The 25,160-nt window shown below is 64.0% G+C and carries 25 protein-coding genes; 16 read left to right on the top strand and 9 right to left on the bottom strand.

Annotated features, from left to right (window positions below):
- Positions 1-3: 3 nt before the first annotated feature.
- The 3 genes from ngg (at position 4) to ACK2SD_RS07890 (ending at position 3,397) form a co-directional block, all read left to right on the top strand.
- Positions 4-1,746, top strand: a complete 1,743-nt coding sequence (gene ngg, locus ACK2SD_RS07900; RefSeq protein ID WP_412461822.1) for an N-acetylglutaminylglutamine synthetase — start codon at positions 4-6, stop codon at positions 1,744-1,746.
- A 102-nt stretch (positions 1,747-1,848) separates the two neighbouring features.
- The gene (locus tag ACK2SD_RS07895; RefSeq protein WP_029611958.1) at positions 1,849-3,033 is read left to right on the top strand and encodes an osmoprotectant NAGGN system M42 family peptidase; all 1,185 of its coding nucleotides are present in this window, start codon (positions 1,849-1,851) and stop codon (positions 3,031-3,033) included.
- A gap of 127 nt (positions 3,034-3,160) precedes the next feature.
- Complete coding sequence (locus ACK2SD_RS07890) at positions 3,161-3,397, top strand: YheU family protein (RefSeq protein WP_029611959.1); 237 nt, start codon at positions 3,161-3,163, stop codon at positions 3,395-3,397.
- On the opposite strand, the gene csrA is transcribed toward ACK2SD_RS07890, so the two are convergent.
- Together csrA and ACK2SD_RS07880 are read right to left on the bottom strand one after the other, a co-directional pair.
- Complete coding sequence (gene csrA / locus ACK2SD_RS07885) at positions 3,385-3,585, bottom strand: carbon storage regulator CsrA (RefSeq protein ID WP_029611960.1); 201 nt, start codon at positions 3,583-3,585, stop codon at positions 3,385-3,387. The genes ACK2SD_RS07890 and csrA overlap by 13 nt on opposite strands.
- Before the next feature lie 133 nt (positions 3,586-3,718).
- Positions 3,719-4,531 (bottom strand): SDR family oxidoreductase, encoded by an 813-nt coding sequence (locus tag ACK2SD_RS07880; protein WP_412461821.1) that lies wholly within the window; start codon positions 4,529-4,531, stop codon positions 3,719-3,721.
- Between the two features lie 224 nt (positions 4,532-4,755).
- Between ACK2SD_RS07880 and ACK2SD_RS07875 the strand changes: the two genes are divergently transcribed.
- Positions 4,756-4,908 carry a DUF3309 family protein gene (locus ACK2SD_RS07875; protein ID WP_009682861.1) on the top strand — a complete coding sequence of 51 codons (153 nt, stop codon included), beginning with the start codon at positions 4,756-4,758 and terminating at the stop codon, positions 4,906-4,908.
- A 73-nt stretch (positions 4,909-4,981) separates the two neighbouring features.
- On the opposite strand, the gene ACK2SD_RS07870 is transcribed toward ACK2SD_RS07875, so the two are convergent.
- The 3 genes from ACK2SD_RS07870 to ACK2SD_RS07860 all read right to left on the bottom strand — a co-directional run bounded on the left by ACK2SD_RS07870 (position 4,982) and on the right by ACK2SD_RS07860 (position 7,998).
- Positions 4,982-6,646, bottom strand: a complete 1,665-nt coding sequence (locus ACK2SD_RS07870; RefSeq protein ID WP_412461820.1) for a cation acetate symporter — start codon at positions 6,644-6,646, stop codon at positions 4,982-4,984.
- Positions 6,643-6,954 carry a DUF485 domain-containing protein gene (locus tag ACK2SD_RS07865; protein ID WP_029611961.1) on the bottom strand — a complete coding sequence of 104 codons (312 nt, stop codon included), beginning with the start codon at positions 6,952-6,954 and terminating at the stop codon, positions 6,643-6,645. Before ACK2SD_RS07865 ends, ACK2SD_RS07870 begins: the two co-directional genes overlap by 4 nt.
- 183 nt (positions 6,955-7,137) lie before the next feature.
- Positions 7,138-7,998, bottom strand: coding sequence for a glycine betaine ABC transporter substrate-binding protein (locus tag ACK2SD_RS07860; RefSeq protein ID WP_412461819.1), 861 nt, complete (start codon positions 7,996-7,998; stop codon positions 7,138-7,140).
- Between the two features lie 209 nt (positions 7,999-8,207).
- On the opposite strand from ACK2SD_RS07860, the gene ACK2SD_RS07855 reads away from it, so the two are divergent.
- Complete coding sequence (locus tag ACK2SD_RS07855) at positions 8,208-9,764, top strand: beta (1-6) glucans synthase (RefSeq protein WP_412461818.1); 1,557 nt, start codon at positions 8,208-8,210, stop codon at positions 9,762-9,764.
- Between the two features lie 22 nt (positions 9,765-9,786).
- Here the strand turns inward: ACK2SD_RS07855 and ACK2SD_RS07850 are convergent, their stop codons facing one another.
- Positions 9,787-10,563 carry an IclR family transcriptional regulator gene (locus ACK2SD_RS07850; protein ID WP_317872245.1) on the bottom strand — a complete coding sequence of 259 codons (777 nt, stop codon included), beginning with the start codon at positions 10,561-10,563 and terminating at the stop codon, positions 9,787-9,789.
- Between the two features lie 121 nt (positions 10,564-10,684).
- Between ACK2SD_RS07850 and ACK2SD_RS07845 the strand changes: the two genes are divergently transcribed.
- Both ACK2SD_RS07845 and ACK2SD_RS07840 read left to right on the top strand, forming a co-directional pair.
- Positions 10,685-12,109: an amidase gene (locus tag ACK2SD_RS07845; RefSeq protein ID WP_412461817.1), complete on the top strand. Its 1,425-nt coding sequence runs from the start codon at positions 10,685-10,687 to the stop codon at positions 12,107-12,109.
- Positions 12,110-12,200: 91 nt separating this feature from the next.
- Entirely contained in the window at positions 12,201-13,517 is a 1,317-nt protein-coding gene (locus ACK2SD_RS07840; protein ID WP_412461816.1) for an MFS transporter, read from the top strand.
- Between the two features lie 19 nt (positions 13,518-13,536).
- Here ACK2SD_RS07840 and ACK2SD_RS07835 read toward each other — a convergent pair whose 3' ends face one another.
- Complete coding sequence (locus ACK2SD_RS07835) at positions 13,537-13,917, bottom strand: hypothetical protein (protein ID WP_412461815.1); 381 nt, start codon at positions 13,915-13,917, stop codon at positions 13,537-13,539.
- A gap of 225 nt (positions 13,918-14,142) precedes the next feature.
- Between ACK2SD_RS07835 and ACK2SD_RS07830 the strand changes: the two genes are divergently transcribed.
- Together ACK2SD_RS07830 and ACK2SD_RS07825 are read left to right on the top strand one after the other, a co-directional pair.
- Positions 14,143-15,441, top strand: coding sequence for a serine/threonine protein kinase (locus ACK2SD_RS07830; RefSeq protein WP_029611965.1), 1,299 nt, complete (start codon positions 14,143-14,145; stop codon positions 15,439-15,441).
- A complete protein-coding gene (locus ACK2SD_RS07825; RefSeq protein ID WP_029611966.1) occupies positions 15,434-16,249 on the top strand; it encodes a VacJ family lipoprotein in 816 nt (271 codons plus the stop codon). Before ACK2SD_RS07830 ends, ACK2SD_RS07825 begins: the two co-directional genes overlap by 8 nt.
- 78 nt (positions 16,250-16,327) lie before the next feature.
- On the opposite strand, the gene ACK2SD_RS07820 is transcribed toward ACK2SD_RS07825, so the two are convergent.
- Both ACK2SD_RS07820 and ACK2SD_RS07815 read right to left on the bottom strand, forming a co-directional pair.
- Positions 16,328-17,482 carry a patatin-like phospholipase family protein gene (locus tag ACK2SD_RS07820; RefSeq protein ID WP_412461814.1) on the bottom strand — a complete coding sequence of 385 codons (1,155 nt, stop codon included), beginning with the start codon at positions 17,480-17,482 and terminating at the stop codon, positions 16,328-16,330.
- A 24-nt stretch (positions 17,483-17,506) separates the two neighbouring features.
- The gene (locus tag ACK2SD_RS07815) at positions 17,507-18,442 is read right to left on the bottom strand and encodes a lipid A biosynthesis lauroyl acyltransferase (RefSeq protein ID WP_412461813.1); all 936 of its coding nucleotides are present in this window, start codon (positions 18,440-18,442) and stop codon (positions 17,507-17,509) included.
- 111 nt (positions 18,443-18,553) lie between these two features.
- Here ACK2SD_RS07815 and minC point away from each other — a divergent pair, with 111 nt between their 5' ends.
- From minC to ACK2SD_RS07780, 7 genes are all read left to right on the top strand, one after another.
- The gene (gene minC / locus ACK2SD_RS07810) at positions 18,554-19,306 is read left to right on the top strand and encodes a septum site-determining protein MinC (RefSeq protein ID WP_317872241.1); all 753 of its coding nucleotides are present in this window, start codon (positions 18,554-18,556) and stop codon (positions 19,304-19,306) included.
- A gap of 93 nt (positions 19,307-19,399) precedes the next feature.
- On the top strand, positions 19,400-20,212 hold the full coding sequence (minD, locus tag ACK2SD_RS07805; RefSeq protein WP_028634667.1) for a septum site-determining protein MinD: 813 nt from the start codon (positions 19,400-19,402) through the stop codon (positions 20,210-20,212).
- Between the two features lie 3 nt (positions 20,213-20,215).
- A complete protein-coding gene (gene minE, locus ACK2SD_RS07800; protein ID WP_021782476.1) occupies positions 20,216-20,470 on the top strand; it encodes a cell division topological specificity factor MinE in 255 nt (84 codons plus the stop codon).
- 136 nt (positions 20,471-20,606) lie between these two features.
- Positions 20,607-21,242 (top strand): RluA family pseudouridine synthase, encoded by a 636-nt coding sequence (locus tag ACK2SD_RS07795; RefSeq protein WP_039579331.1) that lies wholly within the window; start codon positions 20,607-20,609, stop codon positions 21,240-21,242.
- A gap of 125 nt (positions 21,243-21,367) precedes the next feature.
- A complete protein-coding gene (locus ACK2SD_RS07790; RefSeq protein ID WP_039579334.1) occupies positions 21,368-22,657 on the top strand; it encodes a M18 family aminopeptidase in 1,290 nt (429 codons plus the stop codon).
- Between the two features lie 117 nt (positions 22,658-22,774).
- Positions 22,775-22,942, top strand: a complete 168-nt coding sequence (locus ACK2SD_RS07785; protein WP_162889552.1) for a hypothetical protein — start codon at positions 22,775-22,777, stop codon at positions 22,940-22,942.
- A 44-nt stretch (positions 22,943-22,986) separates the two neighbouring features.
- Positions 22,987-25,146, top strand: a complete 2,160-nt coding sequence (locus ACK2SD_RS07780; protein WP_412461812.1) for a mechanosensitive ion channel family protein — start codon at positions 22,987-22,989, stop codon at positions 25,144-25,146.
- Positions 25,147-25,160: the final 14 nt, after the last annotated feature.

Raw genomic sequence — 25,160 nt, 5'->3', positions numbered from 1 at the left:
CCGATGAAACCCCAAAGTGCCTATGAACAGCGCTTGCTGCGCGGTCAGGCGCCCTCCTACGAGCGCCTGCAGGCGCGTCTGGCTGGAGATGGCAGCGAACCGCACGATCAGCCACGCGCCGTGCACTGCGGTTGGGGCAGGCTGCTGATCGGCCACACCTACCCGGACCCGGCGCAACTGGCCCGGGCGCTGCTGGAAGAGCAAGCCGGCGAGCGCGACATCGCCCTGTACGTTGCGGCGCCTCACCAGTTGTTGGCCCAAGCACCGCAGCAGTTGTTTCTCGACCCGTCCGACACCTTGCGCCTGTGGTTCAGCGACTACCGCCCGGCCCAGCGTGTGTTTCGCGGCTTTCGTATCCGTCGGGCGCAGAACGACGCGGACTGGCAAGCGATCAATGCGCTGTATCAAGCGCGCGGCATGATGCCGGTGGTGCCCGAACTGCTCACCCCACGTCATCTCGGCGGCCCGGTGTACTGGATCGCCGAGGACGAAGACTCCGGTGCGGTGATCGGCAGCGTCATGGGCCTGAACCACAGCAAGGCGTTCGATGACCCTGAACATGGCAGCAGCCTCTGGTGCCTGGCGGTCTCACCGCAGTGCAGCCGCCCAGGTGTCGGCGAAGTGCTGGTGCGACACTTGGTGGAGCACTTCATGAGCCGTGGCCTGGCCTACCTGGACTTGTCGGTGATGCACGACAACCGCCAGGCCAAACGGCTTTACGACAAGCTTGGCTTTCGCAACCTGCCGACCTTCGCCGTCAAGCGCAAGAACGGCATCAACCAGGCGCTGTTCCTCGGCCCAGGCCCTGAAGTGGGGCTCAATCCCTACGCCAAGATCATCGTCAACGAAGCACTGCGCCGGGGCATCGAGGTGCAAGTAGACGACGCCAACGCCGGTCTGTTCACCCTGAGCCTGGGTGGACGTCGGGTGCGCTGTCGCGAGTCCCTGAGCGACCTCACCAGCGCGGTGACCATGACTTTGTGCCAGGACAAACGCCTGACCCGCCAGGTGTTGCACGCGGCGGGCCTGCAAGTGCCCGCCCAGCAACTGGCGGGCAGTGCCGACGACAACCTGGCGTTTCTCGAAGAGCACGGCTCACTCGTGGTCAAGCCGGTGGACGGTGAGCAGGGCCAGGGCGTGGCCGTCGACTTGCGCGCGTTCGACGAGGTTTCCCAGGCTGTCGAACAGGCGCGTCAGTTCGACAGCCGAGTGCTGTTGGAGAGCTTCCACGCCGGACTCGATCTGCGCATCCTGGTGATCGGTTTCGAGGTGGTGGCCGCAGCCATTCGCCATCCCGCCGAGATCATCGGCGACGGGACGCAAAGCATCCAGGCGCTGATCGAGGCGCAGAGCCGCAGGCGTCAGGCCGCCACCGGCGGCGAGAGCCGCATTCCAATGGACGAGGAAACCGAACGCACGGTGCGTGCGGCAGGCCTGGGCCTGGCCGATGTGCTGCCGGCCGGACAGCGCCTGGCAGTGCGCCGTACCGCCAACCTGCACACCGGTGGCACGCTGGAGGACGTCACCGAGCGTCTGCACCCGGTGCTGGCAGACGCGGCCGTGCGTGCCGCCCGAGCCCTGGAAATTCCGGTCGTGGGCCTGGACTTCATGGTCCGCGATGCACAGCAGCCGGACTACGTCATCATCGAGGCCAACGAACGCGCCGGGCTCGCCAACCACGAACCACAGCCCACTGCGGAGCGATTCGTGGATCTGCTGTTCCCGCACAGTCAGGCCCTGACCTGAATCAATGGCGGTTCATCGCGGATACACCACAACGTGTAGCAGCGGCATCGGGCCGCTGCGCCTCAGCCGCGCTGAACCGATCGCACACACCAAGGAGTACCCATGTCCGAACGCCTCCCCGAACCTGACCTGGACTACCTGAAGAAAGTCCTGCTGGAGATGCTCGCCATTCCCAGCCCCACCGGGTTCACCGACACCATCGTGCGCTACGTCGCCGAACGCCTGGACGAACTGGGCATTCCGTTCGAGCTGACCCGCCGCGGCACCATCCGCGCCACCCTCAAAGGTCGCCAGAGCTCGCCCGACCGCGCCGTGTCCGCGCACCTGGACACCATCGGCGCCAGCGTGCGCCAAGTGCAGGACAACGGCCGCCTGGCACTCTCGGCAGTCGGCCACTGGTCCAGCCGCTTCGCCGAAGGCAGCCGAGTCAGCGTATTCACCGACACCGGCGTGTTTCGCGGCAGCGTGCTGCCCTTGATGGCCAGCGGGCACGCCTTCAATACCGCGATCGACCAGATGCCTGTCAGTTGGGAGCACGTCGAAGTGCGCCTCGACGCCTACTGCACCACTCGCGCCGATTGCGAGGCGTTGGGTATCGGTATCGGCGACTTCGTCGCGTTCGATCCGCTGCCGGAGTTCACCGACAGTGGCCATATCAGCGCCCGTCATCTGGACGACAAGGCCGGCGTCGCAGCATTGCTGGCGGCACTCAAAGCGGTGGTGGAAAGCGGCCAGCAGCCACTGATCGACTGCCACCCGCTGTTCACCATCACCGAAGAGACCGGCTCGGGCGCCGCGGGCGCATTGCCTTGGGATGTGAGCGAGTTCGTCGGTATCGATATCGCACCGGTAGCGCCGGGGCAAGCGTCCAGCGAGCATGCGGTGAGCGTGGCCATGCAGGATTCGTCCGGGCCCTACGACTACCACCTGTCGCGCCACCTGTTGAAGCTGGCCGGGGACAACGAGTTGCCCGTGCGCCGCGACCTGTTCCGCTACTATTTCAGCGATGCCCATTCGGCCGTGACCGCCGGGCACGACATCCGCACCGCGCTGGTCGCCTTCGGCTGCGATGCCACCCATGGCTACGAACGCACCCACATCGACAGCCTGGCGGCGCTGACCCGGCTGCTGTCGGCCTACCTGCTGAGCCCACCGGTGTTCGCCAGCGACTCGCAGCCGGCCAATGCCTCGCTCGAGCGTTTCAGTCATCAACTGGAGCACGACACGCAGATGGGCAGCGACACTCCAGTACCCGCTGTGGACAGCTTGCTCGGCAACAAACTCTGATCCCAGGCGAACCGGGCCGCTCCTGCGGGGGCGGCCTCGGCCGGCCCTGTTCGCATCACCCGCCGATTACTGCGACATGCAACTTTCCAGTAGCATGCAGCCATCCCCTTTTCAGCCGACAGCGACCATGCTCATTCCCTACGATCAACTCGAAGCCGACACCCTCACCCGCTTGATCGAAGATTTCGTCACCCGTGACGGCACCGACAATGGCGACGACACGCCACTGGAAACCCGGGTACTACGGGTGCGCCAGGCCTTGGCCAAAGGCCAGGCGTTCATCCTCTTCGATATGGAAAGCCAGCAGTGCCAGTTGCTCGCACGCCACGACGTGCCCGCCGAGCTGCTCGATCAGGCCGAGTGACCGGACGCCGGCTCCTGTTCGAGCGCCTGATCCTTGATGCGCTTGTGGATTTCCGCCCGGTGCACCGCCACCTGGCGCGGTGCGCTGATGCCAAAGCGCACCACCCCGCCTTCGACGGCCATCACCTTGATACGGATGTTGTCGCCGATGGTGATCACCTCGCCGACTTCGCGTCCCATTACAAGCATGCTCCGATCCTCCAGACCGACGGAAAATCCGAGCCTGCTCCGGGCCTTGGCGCTTATCAATCAGACCCGTCTTAAATAGACCGACCCTACACCGCAAGGTAAAAAGCCTTACAGACGGCTCCTCAATCCAGCCCTATTGAGACGAGCGCCCCTTGGCGCGCATCTTCACCGCCATGCTCGCCATTTCATCGTAGAGCTTCTCGGGCGCTGCGCATTTGAGGCGCCAAGCCTCACGCCCCGCTTCGTGGGGCAGGATCAGGAACTCGCCCGCCGCCACCTGCGCATGGATATGCTCGGCGATCTGCGCGGCGCTGATGGGCGAGCCTTCCAGCAGCTTGCCGACCTGCGCCTTCATGGCCGGGTTCGGCCCCCGGAAGGAATCGAGCAGGTTGGTCTGAAAGAATGACGGGCATACCACATGCACGCCCACGTCCACCTGCCGCAACTCCACCAACAGGCTTTCCGACAGCGCCAGCACGCCAGCCTTGGCCACGTTGTAGTTGCTCATGCCCGGTCCTTGCATGAGCGCGGCCATGGACGCGATGTTGACGATGCGCCCCTTGCTGCGCTCGAGCAGCGGCAGAAACGCCTTGCAGCCCTTGACCACACCCATGAGGTTGACCGCGATCTGCCAGTCCCAGTCCTCCAGCGACAATTCGGCGAAAAAGCCCCCGGAGGCGACCCCGGCGTTGTTGACGATCACGTCGATTCCGCCGAACTGCCCCTCGCAGGCCTGGGCCAGCGCAGTGAGCTGGCTGTAGTCGCGCACATCGCAGCGCTGCACGAAGCCCTCGCCACCGGCGGCACGCACCTGTTCGAGGGTTTCGCGCAAACCCACCTCGTTGACATCGGCCAGCGCCATGCGCCAGCCCTCGCGCGCCCAGCGCAGGGCAATCTCGCGGCCCAGGCCTGATCCTGCGCCGGTGATCATGATGCGGTCTTGCATGGTGGCTGGCCTTGTGCTGACTGAAGTAGCGCCGAGTCTAATCAACGCGCAGCCGTCGGGCAGGGTTCATCAGGCCAGTGAATGCAGCGGCATGACCCGGCAGTCAGTGCCCTGTGACAGTGTCCACGACACCCGATGGAATCTTTCGCAAGCGGCGCCAGTCGGAGCTTACAAGAGGCCAGCAATTCGTGGCCCTTGACCCCCAACCATGCAAGGACTCTGTCATGACCACGATCCTCATCATCATCCTCATTCTGCTGCTGATCGGTGGCCTACCGGTCTTCCCCCACTCGCGCAGCTGGGGCTATGGCCCGTCCGGTATCGTCGGCGTGGTGCTGGTCGTGCTGCTGGTACTGTTGTTGCTCGGCAGAATATGACCCACCCGCAGGCCCATAAATGAAGACGCCCCGCAATGCGGGGCGTTTTCATGGATGCATCACCAAAGAGGAATCAGTGCGAGACAGCGCCTGAAGCACCCAGGCCGGTCTGCGAGCGAACGAACTGCGGGTAGAACAGCGCACGCTCCTCATCGGCCGCCTTGGACTTGTCGGTGATCGAGAAGAACCAGATACCGGCGAAGGCGATCAGCATCGAGAACAGCGCTGGATACTCATACGGGTAGATGGCCTTCTCGTGACCGAGAATCTGTACCCAGATGGTCGGGCCGAGCACCATCAGGCCCACCGCGCTGATCAGGCCCAGCCAGCCGCCGATCATCGCGCCGCGGGTGGTCAGCTTCTTCCAGTACATCGAGAGCAGCAGTACCGGGAAGTTGCAGCTGGCGGCGATGGAGAACGCCAGGCCTACCATGAAGGCGATGTTCTGCTTCTCGAACAGGATGCCCAGACCGATCGCCAGCACGCCCAAGGCGACGGTGGTGATCTTCGACACGCGGATTTCGTCCTTGTCGTTGGCTTTGCCTTTGCGCCAGACGCTGGCGTACAGGTCGTGGGACACCGCCGAGGCGCCGGCCAGGGTCAGGCCGGCGACCACCGCCAGGATGGTGGCGAAGGCCACCGCCGAGATGAAGCCCAGGAACACGCTGCCGCCCACCGCGTTGGCCAGGTGCACCGCCGCCATGTTGTTACCGCCCAACAGCGCGCCGGTGGCGTCCTTGAAGTCCGGGTTGGTGCTGACCAGCAGGATTGCGCCGAAGCCGATGATGAAGGTGAGGATGTAGAAATAGCCGATGAAGCCGGTGGCATACAGCACGCTCTTGCGCGCTTCCTTGGCGTCGCTGACGGTGAAGAAGCGCATCAGGATATGCGGCAGGCCGGCGGTGCCGAACATCAGCGCAAGGCCCAGCGAGAAGGCCGAGATCGGATCCTTGACCAGACCACCCGGACTCATGATCGCCTCGCCCTTGGCGTGCACCTTGATCGCTTCGGAGAACAGCGTGTTGAAGTCGAAGCCCACATGCTTCATCACCATCAGTGCCATGAAGCTGGCACCGGAGAGCAGTAGCACCGCCTTGATGATCTGCACCCAGGTGGTGGCGAGCATGCCACCGAACAGCACGTACAGGCACATGAGGATGCCGACCAGCACCACTGCGACGTGGTAGTCCAAGCCGAACAGCAACTCGATCAGCTTGCCCGCGCCGACCATCTGCGCGATCAGGTAGAAGGCCACCACCACCAGCGAGCCGGAGGCCGACAGGGTGCGGATCGCTTTCTGTCCGAGGCGGTAGGAAGCGACATCGGCGAAGGTGTACTTGCCCAGGTTACGCAGGCGTTCGGCGATCAGGAACAGGATGATCGGCCAGCCCACGAGGAAGCCGATGGAGTAGATCAGGCCGTCGTAGCCGGAGGTGAAGACCAGCGCGGAAATCCCCAGGAACGAGGCGGCGGACATGTAGTCGCCGGCAATCGCCAGGCCATTCTGAAAGCCGGTGATGCGCCCACCAGCAGCGTAGTAGTCCGAGGCCGATTTGTTGCGCTTGGAGGCCCAGTAGGTGATGCCGAGGGTGAAGCAGACGAAGGCCAGGAACATGACGATCGCCGAGACGTTCAGCGGTTGCTTGTGCACCTCGCCGGTGATCGCATCGGCAGCCCACACGGCGGGTGCGAAGGCACCGCAGGCAAGTACAGCCAGGGTTTTGGCGTGACGGATCATTGCTGCGCCTCCTTCAGGATCGCCTTGTTCAGCTCATCGAATTCGCCGTTGGCGCGCCGTACGTAGATGGCGGTGAGGATGAAGGCCGAGAGGATCAAGCCCACGCCCAGGGGGATGCCCCAGGTGATGGACGAACCGGCGCTGATCTTGGCGCCGAGAATCTGCGGGCCATAGGCGATGAGCAGGATGAAAGCACAGTAGAGGCCGAGCATGATCGCCGAGAGGATCCAGGCGAAGCGCTCGCGCTTGCTGACCAGCTCCTTGAAGCGCGGACTTTCTTGTATCGATCGGTAGATGCTGTCGTTCATTGTTTTTGTCCTAGCAGCAACACAGTAAGGGGGAGAACCCGCCTTAACTTTATGCTGCCGGTGGACGTCAACCAGACGACCTTAGTCTTAGATGCAACAGTGTTTTACATGGACTGCAATAAATAAAGGCCGGCGCGCCTGGATCGCGGGTTGCCCACGGCCCAGGCGCGCCGGCCCTGACGGTTACTTGCCCGTCCACTCCTTGACGCGATCTGGGTGCTTGGCCACCCAGTCTTTGGCTGCCGCTTCAGGCTTGGCGCCCTCCTGGATCGCGAGCATGACCTCGCCGATCTCATCCTTGGACTGCCACTGGAACTTCTTGAGGAACTCGGCCACTTCCGGCGCTTTGGTCGCCAACTCCTTGCTACCGATGCTGTTCACGGTTTCCGCAGCGCCAAACACGCCCTTCGGATCTTCCAGGAACTTGAGTTTCCACCTGGCGAACATCCAGTGCGGCACCCAACCGGTCACCACGATCGGCTGCTGCTTGGCCTCGGCACGCCCCAATTCGGAGGTCATCGCCGCGCCAGAACTGGCCGTCAGCTTGTAACCGGTCAGGTCATAATCCTTGATAGCTTGCTCGGTCTTGATCATCACACCAGAACCGGCGTCGATCCCGACGATTTTCTGCTTGAAGCCGGTGTCGGTCTTGAGGTCGGCGATACTGTTGGCTTTGACGTACTCCGGCACGATCAGACCAATCTTGGCGTCTTTGAAATTGGGGCCGTAGTCGACGACGTTGTCCTTGTTCTTGGTCCAGTACTCGCCATGGGTGACCGGCAGCCAGGCCGAGAGCATGGCGTCGAGTTTACCGGTGGCCACGCCCTGCCACATGATGCCGGTGGCTACCGCCTGCAACTTCACGTCGTAACCGAGTTTCTGCTCGATTACTTGGGCGGCGACGTTGCTGGTTGCCACACTGTCGGACCAGCCATCCACGTAACCGATGCTGATTTCCTTGGCCATGGCTTGCCCTGCGCCCATGGCGAGCACCAAAGCACCGGCCACACCCACGAAACGTCGCGTTCTTTTAATTGTCGCCATCGAAAGCATCCCCTCGTCAGGTCTTGGAGATTCCATCATCGACCTGCCGGACCGCGCGACCTGCTCCATCAACGACCTTCACCGAGCGATCAGCGACAGCACTTGGCCATTAACGTCATCGGGCCGAAGTCCTCTGCGCGATCCTTGCATGCCAAATGCTTGGCGCCGGGCTACTATCCACCGCTTACCCCGATCACTCGCGCCAGACGATGGACCGCTCGATGCCCAGCCCACCCCGCATCCCCCTCTCCTACTGCCTCGCCTGCCTGATCGCCGTGCTCGGCCTCGGCGTCCTCTGGTACGGGCTTGGCAGGCCGATCCACCTGCCAGATGCGGCCAGTCCCACGCACAAACTGCAATGCGCCTCCTACACCCCGTTCGACAAGGATCAGTCACCCTTCGACCAACCCTTCCGATTGCGACCGGCGCGCATGGACGCCGACCTGGCGCTGCTGGCCGAGCGATTTCAGTGCATCCGCACCTATTCCATGAGCGGTTTGGAAGCCATACCGGCCCTGGCGCGCAAGCATGGCTTGAAGGTGATGCTCGGCGCCTGGGTCAACGCCAACCCGGTGGACACCGACAAGGAGCTGGCGCTGCTGGTCGAAGCGGCCAACGCCAACCCGGACGTGGTCAGCGCGGTGATCGTCGGCAACGAGACGCTGCTGCGCAAGGAGGTCACCGGCCAGCGTCTGGCCGAGTTGATTACGCGGGTGAAAAGTCAGGTCAAGGTGCCGGTCACCTACGCCGACGTGTGGGAATTCTGGTTACAGCATCCGCGGGTGGCGCCAGTCGTGGACTTTCTGACCATCCACCTGCTGCCGTACTGGGAGGACGACCCACGCGGCATCGACGACGCCCTGGCCCACGTCGCCGAGGTACGACGCACGTTCGGCGCGCGTTTCGCGCCCAAGGACATCTTCATCGGCGAGACCGGCTGGCCCAGCGAGGGACGTCAGCGGGAAACGGCCGAGCCCAGTCGGGTCAACGAGGCACGCTTCGTTCGCGGCTTCGTCGCGCTGGCCGAGGCCAACGGCTGGCACTACAACCTGATCGAAGCCTTCGATCAACCGTGGAAGCGTGCCAGCGAGGGCGCCGTGGGCGGCTATTGGGGGCTGTACGACGCCGACCGGCAGGACAAGGGCGTGCTCGAAGGACCGGTCAGCAACCTGCCGCTGTGGCCGCAGTGGTGGTTGGCCAGTACCGCACTCACGCTGCTGATCCTGACCCTGGCCGGTCGCCCGGCACAGGCCCGTGCAGCATGGCTGCTACCGCTGCTGGCCGCCACCGGTGCCGGTTGCCTGGGCCTGTGGGGCGAGCTGGCGCGGACCAACGCGCGCTTTGCCGGCGAGTGGCTCTGGGTGCTGCTGCTGGCGGGGTTGAATGGGCTGGTGCTCTGCCACGGCGCGCTGGCCCTGGCGCAGCGCGACGGCTGGCGTCAGCGTCTGTTCGTCTGGCTCGAGGCGCGTGCCGGTGGCTGGCTGCTGGCGGCCGGATTTGCCGCCGCGGTGAGCATGCTGGCAATGGTCTTCGACGCGCGCTATCGCAGTTTTCCCAGTGCGGCCCTGCTGGTGCCAGCTCTGGTGTACTTGCTACGCCCGGTGCCGACGAGACGGGCCGAAGCGGCGCTGCTGGCCTTCATCGTCGGCGCCGGTATTGCGCCGCAGCTCTATCAGGAGGGCCTGTACAACCCTCAGGCGTGGGGCTGGGCAGCCGTCAGCCTGCTGATGACCGCAGCGCTGTGGCGCAGCCTGCGCACGCGATGAACGACGCGCGACCTGGAAGGACTCAGCCAACGATCACTGATTGGCTGACGTCCATGAGCAAGGGCAGCAACTCCTGCCGCACCCGCTCCACCGGCCAGACACTCAACTGCGCGGTGATATTGATGGCCGCCACCACCTGGAAGTGCACGTTGCGAATCGGCGCCGCGATGCCCACCTGACCGACCAGCACCTGTTCCTGGGTCAGCGAGTAACCCTGCTCGGCGGCCTGGCGGATGCACTGCAGCAACGTCGCCTTGTCCGTTTCCGTCTGCCCGGTGAACGCCGTCGGCACCACCTGTTCCAGGCTGGCCTGCACGCGCTCAGGCGGTAGATCGGCGAGCAGCACCCGGCCGGCCGAGGTGCACCAGGCCGGCATGCGCCGGCCCGGCAGCATTTCGGCGAAGGTCTGGTTCGGCCCCGGCACTCGCAGCACATAGACGATGTCGTGCCCCGACAGCACGCTGAGATTGACCGTGAGGTTGCAGCGCTCGCGAATCAACTTCAACGCGGGCAGCGCGCGGCTGACCAACGGCGAGGCGTTCAGGTAAAGAAAGCCCAGCTCCAGCGCCTTGTGAGTGAGGCTGTAGCGGCGCGAAGACTCATCCTTGGCCAGATAGCCCAGCTCGCACCAGGTATGGGTGAAGCGCTGCGCGGCGCTCTTGGTCATGTCGCAAGCCTGGGCCAGCTCTGTCAGCCCCAGCGATGACTGCCCTGCCCGGAACACTTCCAACACACGGATACCTTTGTCCAAGGTCTCGATGAACTGCGGATGCTGCTGGCGGGTAGCGCGGTCATTCATATCTGGCGGGTTCCGTAAAAGGAGGAGCAGCTTACCCCATATTGACCCGCTCTCGAGCAAGGGGTATACCTAGTATCAATAAACGATAATAAGTATTGCATAGCGATGCATGGAGCTTAGTATGGATGACCTCACTGATACCGGCCTAGCCACCCGACCGGCCTGGGAGCTGGCGGCCGAAATCCGCGCCGGGCATCTGTCCGCACGTGAACTGACGCAGGCGTGCCTGGCACAACTGGCGCGCTACAACCCAACGCTCAATGCATTGGTCACAGTGGATGCGCAAGGCGCACTCGAGCGCGCCGAGGCCGCCGATCAGCGCCAGGCCAAGGGCGAAGCGCTCGGCGCGCTGCATGGCTTGCCGGTGGCGCACAAAGACTCGTTCCTCACCGCAGGCATGCGCACCACCTGGGGCTCGAAGGTCTACGCCGAGCATGTCCCCGATCAGGACTCGCTGATCGTGCAGCGCCAGGCCGCCGCCGGCTCGATCCTGCTGGGCAAGAGCAACCTGCCGGAATTCGGCGCAGGTTCGCAGACCTTCAACGAAGTGTTCGGCGCCACGCGAAACCCTTACGCACCGGAGCTGACCTGTGGCGGCAGCAGCGGCGGATCGGCCGTGGCCTTGGCCACCGGCATGGTGGCACTGGCAGACGGCACCGACATGGGCGGTTCTCTGAGAAATCCGGCGAGCTTCTGCAACATCGTCGGTTTGCGCCCGTCCATCGGTCGGGTGCCGAATGTGCCCAACGCCAACAGCTTCGGCCAACTGACCGTGGCCGGACCCATGGGGCGCTGCGTGGCCGATGTCGCGCTGCTGCTCAGCGTGATCGCAGGCCAACACCCGCGCGACCCCCTGTCGCTGCAGTCGCACACCCATCCACTGACGACGCTGGCAGAGCACGATTTCAAAGGCGCGCGCATCGCCTACAGCCCCGACCTGGGCGGGCTGCCAGTCGATCCACAGGTACGTGCCGTCACCGAGGCTGGCGTGCGACGCCTGGACGAGCTGGGCTGCACGGTCGAACTGGCAGAGCCCGACTTCACAGGCGGCGCACGGGCCTTCCAGGTCTTGCGCGCGCTCACCTATGCCGGCGGCTATGCCGACCTTCTGCAGGGCAATCGCCACCTGCTCAAGGACACCGTGATCTGGAACATCGAGCAGGCCAGCACCTTCACGGCCCAGGATGTGATGGACGCCGAAGCAGTCCGTGCACGGCTGTTCCGAGAGCTGCAAGCGCTGCTGGAGCGCTTCGACTTCCTGGTCGCTCCGGTCAGTCAGGTGCTGCCCTTCCCGGTCGAACAGCCTTACGTGACACAGATCGGCGAGCAGCCGATGCAGACCTACATCGACTGGATGAACAGCTGTTCGCTGATCACCCTGACCGGCCACCCGGCCCTGTCGCTGCCCTGCGGCTTCAGTGAGCAGGGCCTGCCGGTGGGGTTGCAGATCGTCGGCCGCTACCGCGACGAGCAGCGATTGCTGGCGTTCGCGCACGCGCTGGAGTCGATCAACCGTCCCTACACCACTCGCCCGCTGGCGCGTTAACCCGCAACGCCGGTACAGCGCGACAGACGCAGAAACCAACACCGGCTTGATTCCTTTTGACAATGCCAACAACAAATCAAAGGTAGCCACGATGTCCAGTTCCAGTACCCCGCGCGCCCAAGCGCAGCCCCGTGCCCGGCAACCCATAAGGGCTGCCGCCGGCTCATTCCTCGGCACCCTCATCGAGTGGTTCGACTTCTATATCTATGCAACGGCCTCGGCGCTGATCTTCAGCCACGTGTTCTTTCCAGGCAGCAGCCAACTGGTCGGTACCTTGTCGTCCTTCGCCACGCTGGCGGTAGGTTTCGTCGCTCGACCGTTGGGCGGCATCATTTTCGGTCACCTGGGCGATCGCTTCGGACGCAAGTACTCGCTGATCCTGACGCTGGTGCTGATGGGCGTCTCGACGGTGGGCATCGGCCTGTTGCCCTCCTATGCGCAGGCAGGCTTCTGGGCACCGGTGCTGCTGGTGGGCCTGCGTATCCTGCAGGGCATTGCCGTGGGCGGCGAATGGGGAGGCGCGGTGCTGCTGGCCAGCGAGCATGCACCGGAGGGCAAGAAGAGCTTCTACGCCTCGTTCGCCCAGTTGGGCAGCCCGGCGGGGCTGGTCCTGTCGCTGATGGTGTTCCGTTTCATCACCGAGATGCCTGAGGCCGACATGTACGCCTGGGGCTGGCGACTGCCGTTCATCGGCAGCATCGTGCTGCTGTTGCTGGCGTTCGTGATTCGCCGCGGCGTGCATGAGTCACCTGAGTTCGAGGCGCTGGCCCAGCAGGGTCAACCGGCGAAATCGCCGGTCAAGACCGTGGTCCGTGATGCCTGGCCATTGATCCTGCTGGTAATGGGTGCCTGCACCATCGGTATCTCGTCGGCCTACTTCACCAATACCTTCATGATCGCCTACGCCACCCAGTACATGGGCATCAAGAGCTCGGTGATCCTCGAATGCCTGTCGGTGGTCGCGCTCGTGCAGTTGATCAACCAGCCAATCGCCGCCTGGCTCGCGGACAAAGTGGGTGCAGGTCGCTTCCTGCTGGTGACCTCGGGCATCAGCATACTGGTGCCGTACGTCATGTTCAGCCTCGTTTCCACCGGGCAAGGAACGATGATCATCCTCGGCATCGCGCTGGCCAAGGTGTTCTCCTCGGCGTTCTATGCCGTGATCGCCGGCTACATCACCGATGTGTTCCCAGTCGCCCAGCGCTATTCGGGCATTTCGTTGGCCTACCAAGCCTGCGGCGCGCTGATCGGCGGGACCACGCCGATGGTCGGCACCCTGATTGCCGGGCAGGCGGCAGGCCAATGGTGGCCCCTGGCGGTGTTCTACTCGGCGCTGGCGCTGACGTCGTTCCTCTGTGTAGGGGCACTGACACGTCGGCGCAGCGTGCTCGCGCCTGCCGTTGCCTGAGGCGGCGCAAGCTGCTCCCTCAGCCGGCGCGATTTCGCGTGCCGGCATCGCGCACCAGGCGCAGCCCAGCCAGCACCACGGCGAACACGGCCAGGCTGGCCGTGTACAGCACCAAGGCCGACAGCCCGGCCAGCAGCGCCAGCACGGCTAACCACCAACCTGCGCACCCGCGCAATACCTGGCTGAGCAGCGCCAGCCCCAGCCCCAGCCAGCCGATCCACTGGAAGTGAATCCACAACCCCAGCATCGAGCGCACCTGGCATTGCCAGTGCGCGGCCGGCACGCTGCACAGGCCCACCCACTGGCTGTCCTCCATCAAGCCGTAGCGCACGCCGTAGCTGGCCGCCAGCCATAACGGCAGCAGCAGCAACAGGGCAATCACAGGCAGCGAACGACTCATGCAAGGCTCCGGGAAAAATGTCATCGGCGCTCAGGATAATCCCCCAGAACCACGGCGCAAGATGCAACACTCTCACCTGCTCAGGATCACAATGACGACCATTGCCGCGCCAGCCACTTTCACGGCAACATCAGCCACCATAAACGATCGCGCGCCAAGCAACTTTGCCATCATCCTGATGGTCCTAGCTCCACACTGCCTTTGCCGTCTCCTGGGGGACTCTCCATGCTTCGACCGTTGCGCCTCGTCGCCCTGCTGTGCGGCCTGCTCCTGGCTGCGGCTGCTTCCGCGCGGGACATAGATCCGGCCACCTACGGCTATCCGCTGACCAACCCGTTCGAAGCGACCATCGCCACGACACCGCCGGACCAACGTCCGACGCTGCCCAGCGATGACGACATCGACCAATCCGACTACAGCCTGACGCTGCGCCCTGAGCGCGAATTCACGCTGCCGGACAACTTCTGGCCGGTGAAGAAGCTGCGCTACCGCCTGGCGCGTCAGGATCACAAGGCGCCGCTGGTGTTCATCATCGCTGGCACCGGCGCGCCTTACAGCAGCACCATCAACGAATACCTCAAGAAACTGTTCTACCAGGACGGCTACCACGTGGTGCAGTTGTCCTCGCCGACCAGCTGGGACTTCATGAGCGCCGCCTCGCGCTTCGCCACCCCCGGCGTCAGCCGCGAGGACGCCGAAGACTTGTACCGGGTCATGCAGGCCGTGCGCGCCCAACATCCGCGCCTGCCGATCAGCGACTTCTATCTCACCGGCTACAGCCTCGGTGCGCTGGACGCTGCGTTCGTCAGCCACCTGGACGAGACCCGTCGCAGCTTCAATTTCAAGCGCGTGCTGCTGCTCAACCCGCCGGTGAACCTGTATACCTCGATCAACAACCTCGACAAGATGGTGCAGACCCAGGTCAAAGGCATCGACCGCAGCACCACCTTCTATGAACTGATGCTGGAAAAGCTCACCCGCTACTTCCAGGACAAGGGCTTCGTCGACCTCAATGACGCCCTGCTGTACGACTTCCAGCAGTCGCGCGAGCACCTGTCCAACGAACAGATGGCCATGCTGATCGGCACCTCGTTCCGCTTTTCCGCCGCCGACATCGCCTTCACCTCAGACCTGATCAACCGCCGCGGCCTGATCATTCCTCCGAAGTTTCCAATCACCGAAAGCACTAGCCTGACGCCGTTCTTCAAGCGCGCCTTGCAATGCGACTTCGATTGCTACCTGACCGAACAGGTCATTCCCATGTGGCGAGCGCGCACTGACGGCAACAACCTGCTGCAATTGATCGACCAGGTGAGCCTCTACGCCCTGACCGACTATCTGCGCGATAGCCCCAAGATCGCCGTGATGCACAACGCCGACGACGTCATTCTCGGCCCCGGCGACATCGGTTTCCTGCGCAAGGTGTTCGGCGATCGCCTGACCCTCTACCCACACGGCGGCCATTGCGGCAACCTCAACTACCGTGTCAACGCCAAAGACATGCTGGAGTTCTTCCGTGGCTGACAGACTCGTACTTGCCCTCGCCCTGCTCATCAGCACCAGCGCCCTGGCGGCTGAAACCGCCCCGCGCACCAGCGTCATCGAGGCTGACGTCACGGCCGCGCCGACCGTGGAGTCGGACGGTTTCCTCGACCCGATGCGCGAGCTGAAATTCAACCCTGGCCTCGACCAGCGCGAATTCGAGCGCTCCACCTTGGCCGCGCTCAACGTCTACGACCCACTGGAGTCGATGAACCGGCGCATCTATCACTTCAACTACCGCTTCGACCAATGGGTGTTCATTCCAGCCGTCGACGGCTACCGCTACGTGACGCCGCAGTTCGTACGTACCGGCGTAAGCAACTTCTTCAACAACCTGGGCGATGTACCGAACCTGTTCAACAGCCTGCTGCAACTCAAGGGCAAGCGCTCGGCGGAAATCACTGCGCGGCTGATGTTCAACACCTTGATCGGTGTGGGCGGGCTGTGGGATCCGGCGACCAAGATGGGGCTGCCGCGCCAGAGCGAGGACTTCGGCCAGACCCTGGGCTTCTACGGCGTCCCGGAAGGACCGTACCTCATGCTGCCGATCTTCGGGCCTTCGAACCTGCGCGATACCACGGGCCTGGTGGTGGATTACGTGGGAGAGCGTGAGGCGAATTTCCTCGACGTGGCCGAAACCAGCAGCGATCACCCGGAAATCACTTTGCTCAAAGCGATCGACCGACGCTACTCCACCAACTTCCGTTATGGACAGACCAACTCGCCGTTCGAGTACGAGAAGGTCCGCTACGTCTATACCCAGGCACGCAAGCTGCAAATTGCCGAGTAGATCGGCTGCCGCCTCCCAGCGACCCACCCCGCTCACCACAGGGGTGGGTCGCTCTCCAAGATTCGACCCGCTACCTCCTCAGCCCGGCAAACCCAGAAACTGCGACAGCTCGCGCCGCTTGGCCAAGGCATCGCTGCGTCCAAGCTCGATCAATTCACTGCAGTAGCTGGCCTCGAACAACAGGTAGCTGAGCACCCCGGCGCCACTGGTTTTGGTCGCCCCAGGTCCGCGTAGGAACAGGCGCAATGCGGCAGGCAGTTCCCGTCGGTGACGTGCGGCTATCTCGTCCAGCGGTTGGCTGGGCGCCACCACCAATACCTCGATGGGCGCCAGCCCCAGACGCCGGCCCTCCACATGGCTCGGTATCAGATGGCTCAGGTGATTGAGTCGCTGCAGCAGCTCGATGTCGTCTTCCAGGCTATCGATGAAGGTGCTGTTGAGCAGGTGCGCGCCAATTTGCGCCAGGCTCGGCTGTCGACCACTGAACACCCGCGCGCGCTGCACCGGCGAGGCCGGGCGCTGAGGGTTACCGCTGACGCCCACCACCAGGACGCGGCTGGCCCCCAGATGCAGCGCCGGGCTGATCGGCGCCGACTGACGCACAGCGCCATCCCCGTAGTACTCGTCGCCCAGGCGCACCGGCGCGAACAGTAACGGGATCGCCGAACTGGCCAGCAGGTGCTCGACGCTCAGGGCCGTGGGCACGCCAATGCGCCGATGCCGCAGCCACGGCTCGATGGCGCCACGACCCTGGTAGAAGGTCACCGCCTGGCCCGACTGGTAACCGAAGGCGGTAATCGCTACTGCACGCAATTGCTCGCTGTCGAGGGCGCGACCGATACCGTCCAGATCCAGATGCGCGCGCAGCAGCGCACGCAGGGGACTGCTGTCGAGCAGCGCCACGGGGCTTTGCCGGCCGAGGCCGAGCAGGCCGTGGCCAATGAAGCGACTGGCCTGGCGGATGACCCCGGGCCAGTCGCTGCGCAGCACCAGATGACTGCGAAAGTGTTGCCAGAAGCGGGTCAGGCGCTGCACCGAATCGCCGAAATGCGTGGCCCCGCTGGCCAAGGTCACGGCGTTGATAGCCCCGGCCGAGGTGCCGACGATGACCGGGAAGGGATTGGCCGCACCCACCGGCAGCAATTCGGCGATACCGGCCAGCACGCCGACCTGATAAGCGGCGCGGGCACCGCCGCCTGAAAGGATCAGCCCGGTGATGGGAGGTGCGGCCATGGATACCTTCCTGGTTATCGAGAGTCAGCGTTTCTTTTTCTCGTACAAGCGCGGGGCGCCTTCGGGACGCGACTTGAAGCGCCGATGGGCCCACAAGTACTGCTGCGGGCATTCACGTAGCACGGACTCGACCCACTGGTTGATGCGCAGGCAGTCGGCCTCTTCGGTCTCGCCAGGGAAGTCCTCCAGCGGCGGATGCACCACCAATCGATAGCCGCTGCCATCTTCCAGGCGTTTCTGAGTGAAGGGGATCACCCGTGCCTTGCCCAGCCGGGCGAACTTGGTGGTGGCGGTAACGGTGGCAGCGGGGATGCCGAACAGCGGCACGAACAGGCTTTGCTTGGTGCCGTAGTCCTGGTCCGGCGCATACCAGATCGCCCGCCCACTGCGCAGCAGCTTGAGCATGCCGCGAACGTCTTCGCGCTCGACCGCCAGGGAATCGAGGTTGTGCCGCTCGCGACCGCTGCGCTGGATGAAGTCGAACACCGGGTTGCCGTGCTCGCGGTACATGCCATCGATGGTATGGGCCTGGCCCAGCAGCGCCGCGCCGATCTCCAGCGTGGTGAAGTGCACCGCCATGAGGATGGCGCCCTGCCCGTCCTGCTGGGCCGCCTGCAGATGCTCGAGCCCTTCGATATGGGCCAGCCGCGCCAGTCTTTCTTTGGGCCACCACCAGCTCATGGCCATCTCGAAGAAGGCGATGCCCGTGGAAGCGAAATTGTCTTTCAAAAGCTGTCGCCGTTCGTCGCTGGACAGCTCTGGAAAGCACAGCTCCAAATTGCGCGCCGCGATGCGCCGGCGCTCGCCGGCCACGCGATACATCACCGCGCCCAACAGGCTGCCCAGCGCCAGTAGGGCTCGATACGGCAACTGCACCACCAGCCACAGCAGGCCAAGGCCCAACCACAGGGCCCAGAAACGTGGGTGAAGGAAATAGGGACGAAACCGCGGACGATCCATTGAAGCTTCCGGTAAGACAAAGGCCCGGCATTCTACAACCTTTGGCCGCAGGTTGCGGCCAATCGGTCTTATCGCTATAAGTCAGGGCACTTTTTCCGTTACAAGTCGTCTATGCAGACCATGAGCCTCAACCAGACACCCGACTCCGCCAACGTGTTCCAGCTCAAGGGCAGCATGCTCGCCATCACAGTGCTGGAACTGGCGCGCAACGACCTCCAGGCCCTCGACCGCCAATTGGCGGCGAAGGTCGCGCAGGCCCCCAATTTCTTCAGCAACACACCGCTGGTCCTGGCGCTGGACAAGCTGCCAGCCGACGAAGGCGCGATCGATCTGCCCGGACTGATGCGCATCTGCCGTCACCACGGCCTGCGCACCTTGGCCATTCGTGCCAGCCGCATCGAGGATATCGCCGCCGCGATTGCCATCGACCTGCCGGTGCTGCCGCCCTCCGGGGCCCGTGAACGGCCATTGGAGCCGGAACCGGAAGTGAAGAAGCCAGAGCCCGCTCCCGCGCCGCCTGCCGAACCGGAGGTGCGCCCCACGCGCATCATCACCAGCCCCGTGCGCGGTGGACAGCAGATCTACGCACAGGGCGGCGATCTGGTGGTGACCGCTTCGGTCAGCCCGGGTGCGGAACTTCTCGCCGATGGCAACATCCATGTCTACGGCGCCATGCGTGGCCGCGCATTGGCCGGTATCAAAGGTAATACCCGCGCCAGGATCTTCTGTCAGCAGATGACCGCCGAAATGGTCTCCATCGCCGGTCAGTACAAGGTCTGCGAGGACCTGCGCCGCGATCCGCTGTGGGGTTCGGGCGTGCAGGTGAGCCTGGTCGGCGACGTGTTGAACATCACCCGTCTTTAACGGATACTGCCGCCATTTTAAGCGCAACTTTTCCCGTTGCCTTTTTTGCATTTGCTGGGACTTAGGGTCCCATTTATTTAGGGGTGAAACACCTTGGCCAAGATTCTCGTGGTTACTTCCGGCAAAGGGGGTGTGGGCAAGACCACCACCAGCGCCGCCATCGGTACCGGCCTCGCACTGCGTGGTCACAAGACGGTGATCGTCGACTTCGACGTCGGTCTGCGTAACCTCGACCTGATCATGGGCTGTGAGCGCCGCGTGGTGTATGACTTCGTCAACGTGGTCAACGGCGAAGCCAACCTGCAGCAGGCCCTGATCAAGGACAAACGCCTGGAGAACCTGTACGTGCTGGCCGCCAGCCAGACCCGTGACAAGGACGCGCTCACCCAGGAAGGCGTGGAAAAAGTCCTGATGGAGCTCAAGGAGCAGTTCGAGTACGTGATCTGCGACTCCCCGGCCGGTATCGAGAAAGGCGCACACCTGGCGATGTACTTCGCCGACGAGGCCATCGTCGTGACCAACCCCGAGGTTTCCTCGGTCCGTGACTCGGACCGCATGCTGGGCATCCTGTCGAGCAAGTCGCGCCGTTCCGAGAACGGTGAAGAGCCGATCAAGGAACACCTGCTGATCACCCGCTACCACCCCGAGCGCGTGGTCAAGGGCGAGATGCTGAGCGTGGCCGACGTCGAAGAGATCCTGTCGATCAAGCTCAAGGGCGTGATTCCCGAATCCCAGGCGGTGCTCAAGGCCTCCAACCAGGGCATCCCGGTCATCCTCGACGACCAGAGCGATGCCGGTCAGGCCTACAGCGACGCCGTCGACCGCCTGCTGGGCAAAGAGAAGCCGATGCGCTTCATCGACGTACAGAAGAAGGGATTCTTCGAGCGCATTTTCGGGAGCAAATAAACCATGAACCTTTTTGACTTCTTTCGTGGCAGACAGAAACAGAGCAGCGCGTCGGTAGCGAAAGAGCGTCTACAGATCATCGTGGCGCATGAGCGCGGCCAACGCAGTGAACCGGACTACCTGCCGGCGCTGCAGAAGGAACTGCTGGAAGTGATCCGCAAGTATGTGAACATCGGCAACGACGACGTGCACATCGAGTTGGAGAACCAGGGCAGTTGCTCGATCCTCGAGCTGAACATCACCCTGCCGGATCGCTGATCCGGTCTAGCACATCGGGGCTGCGTTGCAGCCCATCGCGGGAGGGGTCCGCGCCTTTGGCCAGAGCATCGGCAGGGGCGAAGGCATTGCGCGATGGGCCGCACGCAGCCCCGCTGCTTTGTACAGAGACCCCGCAATGCCGCTGTCGAACATCCACATCCTGCATCAGGATGCTTCCATTCTGGTGATCAACAAACCGACCCTGCTGCTGTCGGTGCCAGGCCGCGCCGAAGACAACAAGGACTGCCTAATCACTCGCCTCCAGGAAAACGGCTATCCCGAGGCGCTGATCGTCCATCGCCTGGACTGGGAAACCTCCGGCATCATCCTGCTGGCCCGTGATGCGGACAGCCACCGCGAGCTGTCGCGCCAGTTCCATGACCGCGAAACCGAAAAAGCCTACACCGCACTGTGCTGGGGTCAACCGGCCTTGGACAGCGGCAGCATCGACCTGCCGCTGCGTTACGATCCGCCGACCAAGCCACGTCACGTGGTCGATCATGAACAGGGCAAGCATGCCCTGACGTTCTGGCGCGTGCTGGAACGCCACGCCGACCACTGCCGCGTGGAGCTGACGCCGATCACGGGCCGCTCGCACCAATTGCGGGTGCACATGCTTTCCATCGGCCACCCGTTGCTGGGCGATCGGCTGTACGCCAATCCCGAGGCCCTGGCCGCTCACGACCGGCTGTGCTTGCACGCCTCGATGCTCAGCTTCACCCATCCGGTGTCTGGCCAGCGGTTGAAGTTCGAGTGCCCCGCGCCGTTCTGAGCGGCCAGTGGCGGGCGGCAAGCGTCAAGAAAAAATGCCGGCACCTCGGCAGACCGCTTGCCCCGCCAACCGTCTTTGCTTGAAGCTTGCAGCTTGCCGCTTGAAGCTCGAATTTGGAGTGAGTTATGCGTGAAGCACTGAACACCGGCCTGATCGACTTTCTCAAGGCCTCCCCTACGCCCTTCCACGCCACCGCCAGCCTGGCCAAGCGCCTTGACGCCGCGGGCTATCAGCGCCTGGACGAGCGTGACAGTTGGGACACGGTGCCGGGCGGGCGCTATTACGTGACCCGCAACGACTCCTCGATCATCGCCGTGCGCCGGGGCAAGCACTCACCGCTGATCGGCGGCATGCGCCTGGTCGGCGCGCACACCGACAGCCCGTGCCTGCGGGTCAAGCCGCAGCCGGAGCTGCAGCGCCACGGATTCCTGCAATTGGGCGTGGAAGTCTATGGCGGCGCCCTGCTCGCGCCCTGGTTCGACCGCGACCTGTCGCTGGCCGGCCGGGTCACCTTCCGCCGCGACGGCCGGGTGGAGAGCCAACTGGTGGACTTCAAGCTGCCGATCGCCATCATTCCCAACCTGGCCATCCACCTCAACCGGGGGGCCAATGACGGCTGGGCGATCAATGCGCAGAACGAACTCCCGCCGATCCTGGCCCAGGTGGCCGGCGACGAGCGCGTCGATTTCCGCGCACTGCTTACCGAACAACTGGCCCGTGAGCATGGCCTGATCGCCGATGTGGTGCTCGATTACGAGCTGAGCTTCTACGACACCCAAGACGCGGCGGTCATCGGGCTGCACGGCGACTTCATCGCCGGCGCCCGCCTGGATAACCTGCTGTCGTGCTACGCCGGCCTGCAGGCGCTGCTCGAAGCCGACAGCGACGAAACCTGCGTGCTGGTGTGCACCGACCACGAGGAAATCGGTTCCTGCTCGGCCTGCGGTGCCGACGGTCCGATGCTCGAGCAGACCCTGCAGCGCCTGCTGCCGGATGGCGACGAATATGTGCGCAGCATCCAGCGCTCGCTGCTGGTGTCGGCCGACAACGCCCATGGCGTGCACCCGAACTACGCCGACAAGCACGACGGCAACCATGGCCCCAAGCTCAACGCCGGCCCGGTGATCAAGGTCAACAGCAACCAGCGCTACGCCACCAACAGCGAGACCGCCGGTTTCTTCCGCCACCTGTGCATGGCCGAGGAAGTGCCCGTACAGAGCTTCGTGGTGCGCAGCGACATGGGCTGCGGCTCGACCATCGGTCCCATCACCGCCAGCCATTTGGGCGTGCGCACCGTCGACATCGGCCTGCCGACCTTCGCCATGCATTCGATCCGCGAACTGTGCGGTAGCCAGGACCTGGCGCATCTGGTCAAAGTGCTGACGGCGTTCTACCGCAGCCGGGAACTGCCCTGATCGCCGACACGCGGCCAGGCAGGGTGTAGTATCGGGCTCTGGGAGCAGGCATGCCGGTGAAGGCAAACGCCGCTCCCGGCTCGATTACCGACACTTCCAGACAGAAGGATTCTGTTCATGTCGCCTTTCCTTTCTTTGTTCCTGCCCGTCTTCCTGTTCCTGTTGCTGCTGACCGTGGGTTTCAGCCTGCGCCAGCGCAACATCGGCGTGGTGATGATGTGGATCGGCACGCTGGGCATCTTTGCCGTCACCTGCTGGACGATCCTGGAGAAACTCCCGGCATAAACCTCTACACTCGGCCCATCGTTTGACCTGAGGTAGATTTCCCGGTGCCAGCCTTTCTGCGTTGCCTTGCCCTGCTGCTGTTGATCGTCGTCGTCCCGGTACAGGCCGCAGGCCTGCCCGGCCTGCTGAGCTCCAGCACGCCCGCGCAGCCCCAAGCCACCGAGCCGTTGAGCAAGTCGCTCGACGAGGTGATCAAGAACCTCGAAAACGACCAGCAGCGCACCAAGCTGCTGGCCGATCTGAAAAAGCTGCGCGACGCCAGCAAACAGACGCAACCGAGCGTCGAGCAGGGCGTGCTGGGCCTGATCGGCGGGGCGCTGCACGACTTCGAGCAGCAGTTCAGCGGCGACGCCAGTCCCTTCGTGCGCTGGTCGCAGGAACTGGAGCAAGCCAAGGTCGAACTGGCCGATCTGGTGGTGCCGGTGCACCAGTGGCCCGCCATTCTCTTCGGCTTCGCGGCGGTCATCGCCGTGTGGAGCCTGCTGGCCTATGCGTTCAACTGGATCGGCCACCGCGTGCGCATCCGTTTCGGCCTGACCGAAGAACTGCCCCAGCATCCGCGCACCTGGGACCTGGTGCGCTTTGCCCTGCGCAAACTCGGCCCCTGGCTGGTGGCGCTGATCTTTACGGTGTACCTGAGCTTCGCCCTGCCGCCTTCGCTGGGCAAATCCCTGGCCATGGTACTGGCCTACGCGCTGGTGATCGGCACCTGTTTCTCGGCCATCTGTGTGATCGCCTTCTCGCTGCTCGACGGCCCGCATCGCCACCGCGCCCTGCATATCCTACGTCACCAGGCGTTCCGCCCACTGTGGCTGATCGGCAGCTTCGCCGCCTTCGGCGAGGCCATGAGCGATCCGCGCCTGACCGCCGCCCTGGGCACTCACCTGGCTCACGCCATTGCCACGGTGACCAACGTCCTGGCCGCGCTGTGCACCGGGTTGTTCATCCTGCGCTTCCGCCGCCCCATCGCCCACCTGATCCGCAACCAGCCGCTATCGCGGCGCCTGACCCGCCGTACCCTGAGCGACACCATCGAGCTGCTGGGCAGTTTCTGGTTCGTTCCGGCGCTGATTCTGGTGGCCATTTCGTTGTTCGCCACCTTCGTCTCCGCCGGCGACACCAGCACCGCCCTGCGCCAGTCGCTGATGTGCACGGTGCTGGTGGTGGTGTGCATGGTGCTCAACGGCCTGGTGCGCCGCCATGCCGCCAAACCGCAGAACGTCCACAAGCGCCAGGCGGTGTATGCCGAGCGCCTGAAGAACTTCGGCTACGCGTTGGCGCACCTGTTCATCTGGCTGCTGTTCATCGAGCTGGGCTTGCGCGTGTGGGGCTTGTCGATGATCAGCTTCGCCGAGGGTGACGGCCATGACGTCAGCGTGCGCCTGATGGGCCTGGCCGGTACCTTGATCGCCGCCTGGCTGGTATGGATCCTGGCCGATACCGCGGTGCACCACGCCCTCATCCGCTCGCGCCGCGGCTTGGCCAACGCCCGCGCGCAAACCATGATGCCGCTGATTCGCAACGTGCTGTTCGTGGCCATTTTCATCATCGCGCTGATCGTCGCGCTGGCCAACATGGGCATGAACGTCACGCCACTGCTGGCCGGTGCCGGTGTCATCGGCCTGGCCATCGGTTTCGGTGCCCAGTCGCTGGTGGCGGACTTGATCACCGGCTTGTTCATCATCATCGAAGACAGCCTGGCCATCGACGACTACGTGGATGTCGGGGGTCACCTGGGCACCGTCGAAGGCCTGACCATCCGCACCGTGCGCCTGCGCGACATCGACGGCATCGTGCATACCATCCCGTTCAGTGAAATCAAGAGCATCAAGAACTACTCGCGCGAGTTCGGCTACGCGATCTTCCGCGTGGCCATTCCGCACAGCATGAACATCGACCAGGCCATCACCCTGATCCGCGAAGTTGGCCAGAAGCTGCGCAGCGATCCGCTGATGCGCCGTAACATCTGGTCGCCGCTGGAGCTGCAAGGCGTGGAGAGCTTCGAGTCCGGCTCGGCGATCCTGCGTGCACGCTTCAAGACCGCGCCGATCAAACAGTGGGAGGTGTCGCGGGCGTTCAACCTGGCGCTCAAGCGCCAACTCGACGAGGCCGGACTGGACCTGGCAACGCCGCGGCTGTCGGTGCAGGTGGTGACGGCGGGCGGCGGGGCGATGACTGAGGTGGGTGCCGGGGCCTCCAGCTAGGCTGGCGTGAGACC

The sequence above is a fragment of the Pseudomonas sp. SC11 genome (assembly GCF_047039205.1).
GTDB lineage: Bacteria > Pseudomonadota > Gammaproteobacteria > Pseudomonadales > Pseudomonadaceae > Aquipseudomonas > Aquipseudomonas boreofloridensis.
This window is presented reverse-complemented; position numbering and strand designations above follow the sequence as displayed.